This is a genomic window from Dysgonomonas sp. 511 (assembly GCF_010501105.1).
Classification (GTDB): domain Bacteria; phylum Bacteroidota; class Bacteroidia; order Bacteroidales; family Dysgonomonadaceae; genus Dysgonomonas.
In genome coordinates this window covers 2631-17071 of the sequence record NZ_QVMQ01000010.1, presented here as the reverse complement: position 1 = coordinate 17071, position 14441 = coordinate 2631, and the positions used below count along the sequence as shown (strand labels likewise).

Here is a 14441-nt window from a genome sequence, read left to right as displayed (position 1 = left end):
TATGGCAGATTTTATAAATCTAAACGAATCAGTAAAAACAGCGGTAAGGATTTCCCAATCTATAGCCCGCGAATATTATAATTCCCATTACGGGGCAGGGCATTTATTAAAAGCCCTCCTACATAAAGAAATAGGATTGAAGCCCTTCTTGGAGAGTATGGACAAAGACCTCGGCTATTTCGAAGAATGGGCTGAGATGCGTATCGAAGATTTTCCGAAGGCGGGAGTCGTTGCCGAAATACTGCCTGATGACAAAATTCCCGTTCTTTTCGAAGAGGCCGATAATGTGAGACTGAAATTGGGCTTGCTGGAAATAAATCCAATCTGTGTACTGGCTGCTTTAGCCCGTCCGAGCGTAGCTTTTACACCCGATCAGTTAAAATCGTTCCCCTTGCGCGAGAATGAAATATTCGACCTCTATGTCAGTGGCAAGCAGGTAGTTTCGTCTATAGGCGTACCGGCAGCATCTTCTTTCATCGGCTCGGAAGAAAGCGGGGCGATGCCTTTGGTCAACTTGATGAAATATTGCGTAGACAAAACGGCTTTGGCTCTGGATTTGAAGGTACATAGTATCGTCAGCCGCGACAAAGAAACCCGCATGATGATGGAAATACTGGGACGCCATAGCAAGCCCAATGTAATGATTATCGGGGATTCGGGTGTTGGAAAGACAGCCCTTGTCGATGGTCTTGCCCACGATATAGTAAATGGAAAAGTACCGCCTTACCTGGCAGGTGCAGTTGTCTATGAATTGGATACAGGCGCTTTGATTGCGGGGGCAACATATAAAGGAGAAATAGAAGACCGGATAAAAAACATTATCAAAGAGATACGCGGAGTAGACAATGCTATTCTCTTTATTGACGAAATACATGTCTTGCTCGACTCGAAGCAAGGAAACTCCGGAGCCGCCAATATACTGAAACCTGAACTGTCGAAAGGCGATTTGACCGTTATCGGGGCTACTACTATCGACGAATATCGTAAGACGATAGAACCCGACCATGCCTTTAGCCGCCGCTTCGAAGTATTGCAGGTTAACGAGCCGGATATTTCTTCCGCGATACTGATGATGCATTCGGTTTTGCCCCGTTATTCTGAATTTCATAAACTGGAAATAACTAAAGATGCTGTAGAAGAATGCGTACGCCTAGCCAAACGCTATGATAAAGACCGTCGTTTGCCCGATTCGGCTATCGACTTGATGGACAGAACCATGTCGGCTACCAAGATGGTGAATGAAACGGCAAAAGATGACATCCAGTATTTTACACAGGAATTGGCGAATATTGAAGGATCTTTTGAAAAAACAGATGAAGAAAAGCTCGAAGATTTGCATTTTCTCCATTTCTCTATGCAAAACAGGTTGAGTCCTATTATGCTGGGTATTATTACAGACGAAACGGATGCAAAAGAAATAGAAGATCCACAAAAGCTTTTCGATTATATCGACAAGGCTCTGGATATGTTGCGCGATTTCGCAAAAGAAAAAATAACAGCGATACAACCTCACGAAATTGCGGCTATTATATCATCCAAAACAGGTATTCCTATCGGAAAAGTGCAGGCACAGGAAAAAGAACGCCTGCTGAATATGGAAGACCTGCTTCGCCGCAGGGTGGTAGGGCAGGATGGTGCACTCAAATCGTTGGTAGATGCCATTCTCGAATCGCGAAGCGGATTGAATAAAGCCGGGCAGCCAATAGGTTCATTCTTCTTACTAGGGCCAACAGGTACGGGGAAGACAGAACTTGCAAAATCGTTGGCCGAAGTATTGTTCAACGATGAAAAGGCAATGATCCGTTTCGATATGTCGGAGTTTAAAGAAGAACATTCGGCAGCCTTGCTGTATGGTGCACCTCCGGGATATGTAGGATACGAAGAGGGGGGATTATTGGTAAATAAAATACGCCAACAGCCTTATGCTGTGGTCTTGTTCGACGAGATTGAGAAAGCGCACCAGTCGGTGTACGATATCTTCCTTCAGATAATGGACGAAGGTAAGCTGCACGACCGTTTGGGTAAAGAAGGTGATTTTTCGAATGCCATTGTACTGTTTACATCCAATGTTGGTAGCCAGTGGCTTACCGAACAGTTAAATCAGGGTATTACACCGGAAACTACGCAGTTGATGGAAGTGATGGGACAATATTTTCGCCCAGAGTTTCTGGCTCGCCTTTCCGAAATTGTGCCATTCTCGCCAATCAACGAAACCATGTTGCTTAAGATATTCAACATCCAGCTTCGCAGCCTCGAAGATGCATTGAGCAAACAAGGCATAGAATTGGAGGTAGATGATGAAACCCGCAAAATGCTATCCTCAAGAGGATTTACACCAAAGTATGGAGCAAGGCAGATTGCGGGGACGATACGTACTTATCTGCGACGGCCGATATCCCGGTTGATAGTTGGCAATAAACTGTCTCACGGGCAGAAGCTCACTGTGGGGAAAGATGGAAATGATGAATTGACATGGGATATAAATTAAAAATGTGAGCCTATGAAAATCAGTGAATTAATAAGCCAGCTGCAACAGCAACAAGAATTATATGGGGATAATGAAGTGAAAATCCGCTCCCACCGTTCCGGCATACGCTACAAGATAGATTATGTCACCTACTGGACAAAAGAAAAAGAATATCATATAGGTATTGAAGACGATGCATTGAAAGATAAGAAGTAAAAAGAAACTTTAACCACAATAAACATTCAATCATGAATATCACAAGCTTACTCGACAAAAAGAATATGGTCAACGCCATTTTACGCGTTGGAGGACAAGAATTAGAGTTTGTAGATCTGGAAATCGTGCAGGAATATGGACAACACCATCATTTCACCGTACGGTTAGATTCCGATATAGCAGGAAAAACCTTTATGGGCAAACCCACCGAGCAAATAGAAATGATTGGCAGTATGGTGGTCATAGACATCCGTCACGGAGAGAACAATGGTGGAGCCTATGTATTCAAGGGCGTTGTAACAAAAGTGAGGATGACAGGTATCGACGGCCGTAATGGCTTTCTGATACTCGAAGGCTCAAGCCCGACCATTATGCTCGAAAGAGGCCGCCGTATGGATGTCTATTCGGATATGACGCTTCGCAATATATTCAAAAAGCTGATAGAGGGAGTATATACCGATTATATGAAGTGCGTGAACGAGCCTACTTACGAAAATAAGATAGACTTCCTGATGCAGTATAACGAAACCGACTGGGAGTTTCTCAAACGTATAGCATATCTATATGGAGAAAACCTCTTCTATAGCGGTAGCGAAATACTATTCGGAGCCTATGAAGAATGGGAAGCCATCAAATTGACATACGACAAAGAAATCTCGGATATCGAGTTCTGTACGCGGATGCTTCCAAATCAATCCGTTTACTATCAGTATGTTGCCGAACAGGATTCTTTTCTGGATAAGGAATCCCCCGATAAAATTGAAAATTCCAATCCCTTCCTCGACAAAGCCGCAGAGCAAAACCTTGCATTGACATCCGAAAAGCCGGCAGTAAACCAGATTGGTGCTCCGGTAAACGACCGTTCGGGATTGGAAGAACTGGTAAAGAGGGATAAAACCCGTACCGCAGCCCAGACGGTTTATGTAACAGGCAAATCGAAGACCTTCGAATCTACCATAGGCCGTTTAATAACCATTTGCATACCGGGTGAATTTTCGATGAATAAGGAACTTGGGACATATCGCGTCGTAAAATCCATACACCGCATAAACGAACGTTTAAGATACAGCAATGAATTTGAAGCCGTTCCAGCCTCCCTCCAGACCATGCCTGTAGCCGAACCTAAGATGCCTGTAGCTGAGTCTGTATTGGGGCATGTAACCAGCAACGAAGACCCTAAAAATCAGGGACGCGTGCAGGTCGACTTCGCATTTGCCAACCAGTATAGTAAAATCTGGATGCGTGTGATGACCCCCGATGCCGGTTCGAGCGATGCCGCAAGTACAAACCGGGGCTTGGTATTTATTCCCGAAAAAGGAGATCAGGTGATGGTAGGCTTCGAGTATGGCGACCCTAACCGTCCGTATGTGATGGGTAGCATGTTCCACGCAGGCAATGCAGCCGGTGGAACGTCTGACAATCATATCAAAAGTATTATTACCCGCAGTGGCAATTCAATAACATTTGACGACGAGGCAGGAAGTATTACCATAAAAGACAAGCAAGGAGCAGACTCTACAGTTACACTCGATGGAAAAGGAAATGTTTCGGTCAATTCTAATCAGAGCATAACCCTGTCTACGGGAAAATCCATGATTTCTATGACAAGTGCGGGAAAAATAACGATTCAGGGAGAAGAAGTGACCGTAAATGGTGCAGTTTCGGCAACCATAGCCAGTGGTGCTGCCAGTGCCAGTTTTGCCGCAGAAGGAGCTAAGACTAATGTTACCGGTACAGAAACTACTGTACATGGCGGAAATACAACAACAGTTTCGGGGCAAACAAAGACTATGATTACAGCAACAGGGCAGACGGTAATAGACGGAGCGATAGTGAAACTTAACTAATAAATCATGTACAGAGAAACCACAATAGTCGACCAGAAGCTCGAAGACTTTTCCGAGAAGTGGATCGAAGCCACTGAAAACAAGCAGGGACGTATTATCAGAGTGCATGCAAAGCGCAATGAAGACATAGAGTTTGTCGATACATTCTTTAAATATCTCTTAAGCCCCGAATCCTTGCCCGATGATATCGCATTCTGTTTCGAAACCGAATTTAGCAGTAAAGATACATTCAGTAAAGCCCTTCTCGAAGAACTGGAAGAGATATTAAACGAATGGAACACTGCAGAAAAAGCAGAAGGCATAGACTTCGAGCCAATCGACTGGAAGCCCGATTACACATTGGAGTCGAAAGATAATTCGGCAAATTTATTTATTGCTAATATCAACAATTTTGCAGAATCCCTGAATCTGGAAAAAGGAACTGTGCTCACCCCCGTGTTGATGTTTTATAGTAATAAAACGAAGGCTATAAATAACTGGTTAAACGATGCGTTGGATGCCGGTATTTCTCCTTTAGTCCGAATTGCAATATGCGATACCGAAGAAAACCCCGTATTCGGGAAACTGGCCTTAAACCATTCCAATCAATTAATAACCGTTAAGCCGGAGGTTGATATGGACAATATTATGGCTCAGCTTGCAGCCAGTGGCGATCCTAAAGACCCTGCCACTCCATACCGGTATTCTTTTGTTTGCCTGATACAGGCAATAGGGAAGAAAGATAAGAAACTCGTAAAAAAACATGGAGATGAATGTCTGAAAATAGCTACCGACAATGTTGCTAAAAATCCATATTGGATATCGCAGCTCATCGGCCTGTATATGATGCTGAGTAATGCCTATCTGGCATTTAAAGACAAAAAGCAGATGTACTATTATGCCGATAGTGCAGTTGCCGTTTCTCAAATGGGCGAAGAGTTTCTCGACAGCGAAATATACTATAGGCAGCAGGGACAGGCTTTTTTATACCGAGCCGGAATATATAGTATGGAAAAGCAATGGGAAAAAGCACTTGCCGATAGCCAGGCGGCAGGTGCGGCCTACGAAGCCTGCAACGATTATGTATTGCAGGTAGAAGCCTTTAGGATGGAAGGATATATTGCAAAAAAAATATGGGGAGGCGATCCTGTTACCCCGCTTGTAAAGGGGGCGAAGCTAGGGACTCTTATCGCACCGGACGTTATAGAAGCTTCGAGTTATACCATGTTGATAAGCCAATTACTCAAGACTGATTATCAGAAGCAGATTAGCGACGAAGAACTGGATAGTATTCTTATACCCATTTGGGGGCAGGAATGGAGGGACGAACTCAAGAAAATATCAGAGAAATATTTGTTTGAAGAAGGCTAGTTTCCTTTGGGTATATTATGTATCAGGTTTTAATTGCCTGGTCAAGATATTAAAGAAAGGGTAGTTCGCAATAATATATTTTTAATTCTTAATTTGTTTTTTCTGAAATGGAGTTTATTCAAAATGCTTATGATGCAGTAAAGAGATTTTTTTCTGAAAATCCTCAGTATGCAAAACTTATCCTTCCTCTATTTGGGTTTATTCTCTTATTGGGAGCAATTAGAAACTGGAAGTGGATATTCGAGGATGATGGTCGTATTTTTAATCTAGCATGGGTTAAATATAATGTAAGTGAAAAATTAGCACGTATAATTGTTGGAACTACAGGTGCTATATTAATTGTATTTGGAGTGATTCTATATTTTCTTATGTGAATTAATAATTACGGCTACTACTTGTTTTCAGAATAAAACACAATGTTTTGATATCAATAAGAATTATAAAACCTACACAATAAAACATTATGGCTAAAAAAAATACATCTTCAAATAGTAAGCCAAAAGGAGATGGCAAAGTCTTCGATATAGACCCCAATGATGGCTATACGGCCACCTCGCATGCCAAAAATGAAATAAACCAGGTAGCGCAGCAGTTGTCAGGGCTTAAAGAGGCACAAGATAAAATTAACAATAACAAGAAAGCTACAGATGGCGAAAAAGCTGCGGCAACTCTTCTAAATGCTGGCGAAGGCGCAATAATGGCATTCGGTACCATAACATCTTTGAGCACAAAGATCAGCGAATCGGTGATGATGCCTATAATGCAAAAACTTGCCGCCTTTAAAGGACAGGCTATCTTACCGGTGACCAAGCTGATGGATCCTGTATTCGGAATAGATGTACATATGGTAAATATTCCTCCGGCGCCAGCCCCGATACCGATGCCGCATTTCTATGGTGGGATAATGTTCCGGTTGATGGACTTCGTTTCATGTGCAGCCTTAGAATTGATTCCTGTACCGCCGGAAGTACCACCTGTAGACGATGGCGAAGAAGGCAACGAAGGTGGGGTATCCTTGGGAGAAGCCAATGCCGTAAAAGCAGCTAATCTGGGTTATACTGTAGCCACTATGGTAGTCTCTATGCTGGGAGCAAGCGTCAAGGTCGGTCCTTTCCCGCGCGTAGTGGCAGGAACGCCATCCAAGATGATTCCGCATATCCCGATGGGAGCAGGCTTCCATCCCGTCTATTCGCGTATGGTGGCTAAGAACAACGGGCACTCGCTGTTGGGCAGCTTCTTTGTGGTAGCCGATGCTTCGCCGCTTACAGGTACAGCACCGCATATGCACAACGATTGTTGGGATGTCGGCATCTTTTCCATACACAACAAGAAGCCCAACCGTAATGCCGACAAAAAACCAATATTCCCAGCCCATCTTTATGTCCCGTCGGGAGTGATTATGCCTATCCCGATGGCAAAGCAGGTTATTACCAATATCATACCTACACCTATCAATCCGCTTACAATAGGCACCCGCCTCTTTAAAGCAGGTTTAGGTAAAATGCGCCGAAAAAACGAAGCCATGATAAGGAAGCTATCGACCAAAAGCAAGGCGAACGGCAAAAACACCAAACTGAAATGTAAGTTCTTTACCGCCGTATCCAAGTTGATAGGAACAGGAACTTCTCACCCTGCCGATGTGGCATCCGGTAACTTCTACACCGACAATGTCGATTTCTCGTTGCCGGGTATCATTCCAATAGAGTGGGAGCGTACCTACTATTCGTATAGCGAATACGATGGACCTCTGGGTACAGGATGGCATCATAGCTACGATATGGCGCTCGACCTGTCGCCCGATGCCGATTGCATAACCCTGCGGATGAATGACGGGCGGCTGACCATCTTCGACCATATAGGCGTAGGCGAATCCTGCTTCAACCGGCAGGAAAAGCTATGGCTCTATCGCGACGATACCGACAGTTATTATATTACCGACCTTACAGGGTTGATATACCGCTTTACGGCGAAGATATATAAGAACCCTCACAATAAGAGCGAAGCCAACCTGCTGCAAAGTATCAGCAATAAGAACGGCTATTCTATTCGCCTCGAATACGATAACGATGGTGTCCTTAGCCGCATGACAGATACAGCAGGCCGCATTATCCGTTTCGAAACCGATGGAAAGGGGCATATAAGAACTATCCTCCTGCCCGATGCCGAAGACCCGCGCAAATATTTCCCTGCCTCGTCTTACGAGTACGATACGCACGGACGCTTGACAGCGCAGACCGATGCGCTGGGCAATACCATGTACTTTGAATATAAAGGTACATTGCTGACCAAAGAAACATGGCGAAACGGTACTACATGGGATATAACCTACGATGGCACTAAGTACGATGCCAAATGTCTCGAAATCAGGGGTAGCGGCGGATTGTTCCACCACAAGCTGAGCTATGTGGCCCCCGACTGCACGGAGGTAACCAACTCGCTGGGCGAAAAGACGATCTACTATCATCGCTATGGGCTGGTAACCAAACGTATAGATCCTAACGGCGGTGAATACGATTTCCGCTACAACCGCTACAACGAACCCGAATGGACTACCGACCCATTGGGTAATATGACAGGCGAAGTACACGACGATATAGGCAATCTGGTATCTATGACCGCAGCCGACGGCGGATTTACCAAACTGGAATACGAAAACCCGGAATTGCCATACCTGCCTACCTCGGCTACCGACGCAGCAGGTGGCAAATGGGCATGGGAGTACGACTTGTGCGGCAACCTCGTCAAGCGCACCGACCCACTGGGCGCGGTAACCCACTTCGAATACGAAGACGGGTTGCTGACCACCATCACCGGTTCGCAGGGGCAGCGCACGCGCCTGACCTACGACCGTCATGGCAACCTGATAGAAACCCTTTCGCCCGACGGTGGCCGCAACGAATGGTGCTACGACCATCTGGGGCAATGCACCCGCTATAGCAACGCTATGGGCGGTGTCACCGAATATGTTTACAACCTGTTGGGCGACGTCACCCAAGTGGTAGAGCCCGACGGCAACATCCGCCGTCTGACCTACGATGTAGAGGGTAACGTAATACACGCCCAGGACAAACAACGCGAAGTGCGCTTCACCTATCGCGGCGTGAACAAACTCGCCAGCCGCACCGAGAAAGGCGCCACCCTTCGCTTCGTTTACGATACCGAAGACCAGCTTCGCGCCGTAACCAACGAGGCCGGCGAAAACTATACCTTCAAGCTCGATGCACAGGGCGATGTGGTGGAAGAAATCGGTTTCGATGGTTTGACCCGCAAATACCGGCGCAACCTTGGCGGACAGGTAACCAGCGTCCTTCGCCCCAACGGCAAGGAAATAGGCTACGAGTACGATCCTGTAGGTCGCGTTACCAAAGTGATCTACGATCCCACCGGTAAGAACCGCGAAGAAGAAATCTACGAATACCGCAAAGACGGCGCACTGATAAAGGCCGAGAACGGTGCCGCCGAAGTGATCCTCGAGCGGGATATTCTGGGGCGGGTGATAAGGGAAATTACCAACGGCTATGCTGTAGAAAGCCGTTATGACGATGCCGGCAACCGTATCGGCATCACGTCCGACCTGGGAGCCGACATTCGCGCCGACTACAACCTTATGGGCGACCTTACCAGCCTTCACGCCAACGGTTGGCAAACCCAGTACCAGCGCGACCTCTTCGGACTTGAAATCGGACGGACAATGCAAGGCGGCTTGTCGTCGCGCACTACTCGCGACCGTCTGGGTAGGGTAACAGGGCACGGCATTCAGCAAAACAACCGTAGTTTGTCAGAAAAATCCTACCTGTGGGGCATCAACGACCAGTTGTTAGAGATAAACGACAATGGAAAACAAACCAAGTTTACTTATGATACATGGGGCAACCTGAGCAAAACGATCTTCCCCGATGGCAAAATCGAACACCGCAACCCCGACAAGACGGGTAACCTGTTCGAGAGCCTCGACCGTATGGACAGGAAGTACGCCAAAGGCGGTCAGCTTGTAAAGACCGAGGACTGGACGTACAAGTATGACAAGGAAGGTAATCTGAAAGAAAAGAAGGGTAAGCACGGCGAAACCTGGGAGTATTATTGGAATGCTGCTGGAATGTTGTCGATTGTAAAGCGTCCCGATGGCCGTTCGGTATTGTTTAAGTATGATGCCCTTGGCAGAAGGACAGAAAAGCATTTTGCACGTACTACTACCAAGTTTGTATGGGATGGCAATGTGCCGCTACATGAGTGGCGCGAGGTACATTCCACAGAATACAGTGAAGAGGAAGGGCAGTATCTAAAAATAACGAAAGAGCCTGTAACTACTTGGGTGTTTGAGGAAGGAACATTTGTGCCGACAGCCAAGCTGGTTGGAGATCAGGAGTTTTCCATCGTTACCAATTATTTGGGTACTCCCGAAGCGATGTATGATGAAATGGGTTCAAAAGTTTGGTCTTGCACCCTTGATTCTTACGGAAAAGTGCGTAACTTTGAGGGTCAGTGGAAGGTAGATTGTCCGTTCAGGTACCAAGGTCAGTACGAGGACTCGGAAACGGGATTATATTATAATCGTTTTAGGTATTACTCTCCGGAGGAGGGGATGTATATTAGTCAGGATCCGATAAGGACAGAAGGGGGGCTTGAACTTTATTCTTATGTGCATGATATTAATTCATGGTTAGATCAATTTGGATTAGCGAAATCAGGAACAAGTGGTAATAGTTCTGGTGCTTCCATTGGAAAAGAAGCTCATAGGCAAATTGAGGCTAAAATAGAAAAAATAGGTTATGATACAGAAGTTACAATTGATTTAAAATCAGGAGAAAGGGTAAGAAAGGATGGGAAAAAAGGTAATATTGTTGTAATTATAAAACCTAATACAAGAACAGGCAGGAGAGAGGCTAAGAAAAGGGCTGCATTGATGCAAAAAAATAAATTTAAAACTTTTATTTGGTACTATAATCCAAAAGATTCGAAGTATCTTCCTACATCAAGTACTTATATTGGACCAAAGAAAAAATGTCCTTAAAGAAACTAAGTGAAAATTAGAAGTTAAATTTATCAAAAGCATCAATGTGTTATATATGAAAAAGAAAATAAAAGACTTACTAAAAGTGAAATTAGAGATATTAGGTTATAAATTTCTTGAAAAGAAAAGGAATAAAAATGATATTATTTTTTATAAAGAGTTAGATAACGGGATGGTCCTTTCTCTTGCAATAGAGCGGTCAAGATTATATAGTAATACATTTACATGCTCTTTTTATATGGCTGTGTCATATACATGGCCTTTACATACTCCGGAATTTTTGCCTTCCGAAGCTTATCAGAGGATAGGAAGTTTATTAGATTTATCTCAAAAGAAAGTGTTATCCAGTAGAGAATATTGGTATGTAAATGATTTATGGTGGAAGATTGATATAATTGAAGAACTTGACGTGTTTTTTGATGCAATTAAAATAGCAGATAAAAAATTTATAACCGAAAATAAAAACTTATTGTCAATTATTCAAAAATCGGGAAAATACAAAGAATATATAACATATATAAAAGTTTTATTCTCTATATTGGAAGGATTTAGAAAAAAGAATTGCTCAAAAGAGGATAGCTTGAACGAAGTTAGAGAAATAACTCAAAATGTCGTTCGAGAAAAAAATGATATAAGAAATAATAAAAATGGAATAATCTTATTAAGTTTGGATGCATTTAATTGTTTTTATTTATCTTCTACTAGGAATTGGGCTTTGATTGAAGATACGGCAAGAATTGATATTAATAATATGCCAAATTAGTTTTCTATATTCTCCCCTTTGCTCCTTCGCGATTCTATCGCGTGGGGCTAGGATGATCTTCTAATAACTTTATCTATACCCAAAGCCCTTTGACAAATTTTAAAAAAGTAACAGATAGAAACACCCTCAAACGTGTAACATCTGTTACTTTTTTCCATCGCACCAAAGAGAAAGGCTTTTGCGCGAAGCGAAGAAAAAATAGTAACAATCGAAAAACTGCGAAATAGCGTTACTTTTGTTACTTTTTAACCATATATTGTAAAAATAGGTTAATTTAATCGGCATCACGTCCGATCTGGGAGCCGACATCCGCGCGGGCTACAACCTTATGGGCGACCTTACCAGCCTTCACGCCAACGGCTGGCAAACCCAGTACCAGCGCGATCTCTTCGGACTTGAAATCGGACGGACAATGCAAGGCGGCTTGTCGTCGCGCACTACTCGCGACCGTCTGGGTAGGGTAACGGGGCACGGTATTCAGCACAACAACCGTAGTTTGTCCGAAAAATCCTACCTGTGGGGCATCAACGACCAACTCCTGCAAATAGATGACAATGGCAAGCAGACCAAGTTCAGCTACGATACTTGGGGCAACCTGAGCAAAACGATCTTCCCCGATGGCAAAATCGAACACCGCAATCCTGACAAGACGGGTAACCTGTTCGAGAGCCTCGACCGCATGGACAGGAAGTACGCCAAAGGCGGTCAGCTTGTAAAGGCCGAGGATTGGACATACAAATACGACAAAGAAGGTAATCTGAAAGAAAAGAAGGGCAAGCATGGCGAAACATGGGAGTATTATTGGAATGCTGCTGGTATGTTGTCGATTGTGAAGCGTCCCGATGGCCGTTCGGTATTGTTTACGTATGACGCCCTTGGCAGAAGGACAGAAAAGCATTTTGCACGCACTACTACCAAGTTTGTATGGGATGGCAATGTGCCGCTACATGAGTGGCGCGAGGTACATTCCACAGAATACAGTGAAGAGGAAGGGCAGTATCTAAAAATAACGAAAGAGCCTGTAACTACTTGGGTGTTTGAGGAAGGGACATTTGTGCCGACTGCCAAGCTGGTTGGAGATCAGGAGTTTTCTATCGTTACCAATTATCTGGGCACGCCCGAAGCGATGTATGATGAAATGGGTTCAAAAGTTTGGTCTTGCACCCTTGATTCTTATGGAAAAGTGCGTAACTTTGAGGGTCAGTGGAAGGTAGATTGTCCGTTCAGGTATCAAGGTCAGTATGAAGATAGTGAGACTGGATTGTACTATAATCGCTTCCGCTATTACTCTCCGGAGGAGGGGATGTATATTAGTCAGGATCCGATAAGGATAATAGGAGGATTAGAGTTGTATTCGTATGTGAAGGACACGAATACTTGGGTGGATAGATTAGGGTTGATTGAAGAATATAGTGATGGATCATATCAATTAACATTATTTCCAACAGAGCCATATAATAGACAAAAACATTATGGCAATACTCCGACAGCAGCGCAAAAATCCTCTGTTCCGGCAGGAATGGAGTTTGACCATGATCCAATGTTAGTAAAACATTATTATGAGGGTGTTGATGGCTCATTGCCAGGATATAATATGACAAATGCAGAACGTAGAAAATTTGCACAAGATATTAATAACGGAAAAGCAGCAACACCAAAGGAGCAAAGGAGGCAAGGAGCTAAAGCCGCTGCTTACTCTAAGAAAAAGAAAAAGCAATGTGGCTTTTAATATTATATGAAATACATATGTAAAAGTTGTACAAAGAGCATAAATATATGAACTACCTTGGATATATTAGTACAGAAGGAGGTCCTTTAATCATTTCAGATTCTAGCGTAATAAATAACTGGGATGGGATTGATGGAGAAGATTATGAACAATTATGTGAAGTATTCGATTCAGACTTAACTTTAGAGGGATTTAATGTGAAATTTAAGAACTATCTGCCAATCGCATGGGAATTAGAAGGGGCAGGTATCGTGAAAATTTATAGAAATAATGATGATATTTTATTAATCAAAGTATGGTCGTCAGAGAAAGATTCTGATTTGGATAAAGAAGATATAATTAATATTCCTGTAGAGGAGGAGATAAATATAGGAAATTTGATTTTAAATACAGAATTTTTATTTGTTTTTTGGGCAACGGAATCTCTTTATAATGTGAAATTTGACAATCAAAAAGAATATGGGATACCTAATGGCGATTTTGCAATGGATGATTCTATTTTCTTTTTAAAAACATCGAAGAAGAAATATTCTTGCTTATATGATAAGATAAATAAAAAAGGTATATATGCTCGGAGGCTACGTTTAATTCCAAAATAATTCCTCGTTGCCGCGCGATTCTATCGCGTGGCAAAAGTATAATTTTCTAATGACTTTATCTATACTCAAAGCCCTTTGACAAATTAAAAAAAAGTAACAGATTAAAACGCCCTCAAACGTGTAACATCTGTTACTTTTTTCCATCGCACCAAAGAGAAAGGCTTTTGCGCGAAGCGAAGAAAAAAAGTAACAATCGAAAAACTGCGAAATAGCGTTACCTTTGTTACTTTTCAACCATATATTGTGAAAATATATTAAAACAAACTCGCCAGCCGCACCGAGAAAGGCGCCACCCTTCGCTTCGTTTACGATACCGAAGACCAGCTTCGTGCCGTAACCAACGAGGCCGGCGAACACTACACCTTCAAGCTCGATGCACAGGGCGATGTGGTGGAAGAAATCGGTTTCGATGGTTTGACCCGCAAATACCGGCGCAACCTTGGCGGACAGGTAACCAGC

Annotated in this window: 9 protein-coding genes and 1 pseudogene; all 10 read left to right on the top strand. The window is 43.5% G+C overall.

What is annotated here, in order from left to right:
* Position 1: 1 nt before the first annotated feature.
* Positions 2 to 2488 carry an ATP-dependent Clp protease ATP-binding subunit gene (locus D0T57_RS05725; RefSeq protein WP_163271784.1) on the top strand — a complete coding sequence of 829 codons (2487 nt, stop codon included), beginning with the start codon at positions 2 to 4 and terminating at the stop codon, positions 2486 to 2488.
* Between the two features lie 12 nt (positions 2489 to 2500).
* Positions 2501 to 2683, top strand: coding sequence for a hypothetical protein (locus D0T57_RS05720; protein WP_163271782.1), 183 nt, complete (start codon positions 2501 to 2503; stop codon positions 2681 to 2683).
* 32 nt (positions 2684 to 2715) lie between these two features.
* Complete coding sequence (locus tag D0T57_RS05715) at positions 2716 to 4530, top strand: type VI secretion system Vgr family protein (RefSeq protein ID WP_163271780.1); 1815 nt, start codon at positions 2716 to 2718, stop codon at positions 4528 to 4530.
* Between the two features lie 6 nt (positions 4531 to 4536).
* Positions 4537 to 5880 (top strand): hypothetical protein, encoded by a 1344-nt coding sequence (locus tag D0T57_RS05710; RefSeq protein WP_163271778.1) that lies wholly within the window; start codon positions 4537 to 4539, stop codon positions 5878 to 5880.
* A 107-nt stretch (positions 5881 to 5987) separates the two neighbouring features.
* The gene (locus tag D0T57_RS05705) at positions 5988 to 6254 is read left to right on the top strand and encodes an immunity 17 family protein (protein ID WP_163271776.1); all 267 of its coding nucleotides are present in this window, start codon (positions 5988 to 5990) and stop codon (positions 6252 to 6254) included.
* Between the two features lie 89 nt (positions 6255 to 6343).
* Entirely contained in the window at positions 6344 to 10891 is a 4548-nt protein-coding gene (locus D0T57_RS16020; protein ID WP_163271774.1) for a DUF6531 domain-containing protein, read from the top strand.
* Positions 10892 to 10946: 55 nt separating this feature from the next.
* Positions 10947 to 11654: a hypothetical protein gene (locus D0T57_RS05695; RefSeq protein ID WP_163271772.1), complete on the top strand. Its 708-nt coding sequence runs from the start codon at positions 10947 to 10949 to the stop codon at positions 11652 to 11654.
* A gap of 328 nt (positions 11655 to 11982) precedes the next feature.
* Positions 11983 to 13383 carry an RHS repeat domain-containing protein gene (locus D0T57_RS16015; protein ID WP_163271770.1) on the top strand — a complete coding sequence of 467 codons (1401 nt, stop codon included), beginning with the start codon at positions 11983 to 11985 and terminating at the stop codon, positions 13381 to 13383.
* A 47-nt stretch (positions 13384 to 13430) separates the two neighbouring features.
* Positions 13431 to 13982 (top strand): hypothetical protein, encoded by a 552-nt coding sequence (locus tag D0T57_RS05685; RefSeq protein WP_163271768.1) that lies wholly within the window; start codon positions 13431 to 13433, stop codon positions 13980 to 13982.
* A gap of 357 nt (positions 13983 to 14339) precedes the next feature.
* Positions 14340 to 14441: pseudogene (locus tag D0T57_RS16080) on the top strand (hypothetical protein); the annotation flags it as partial.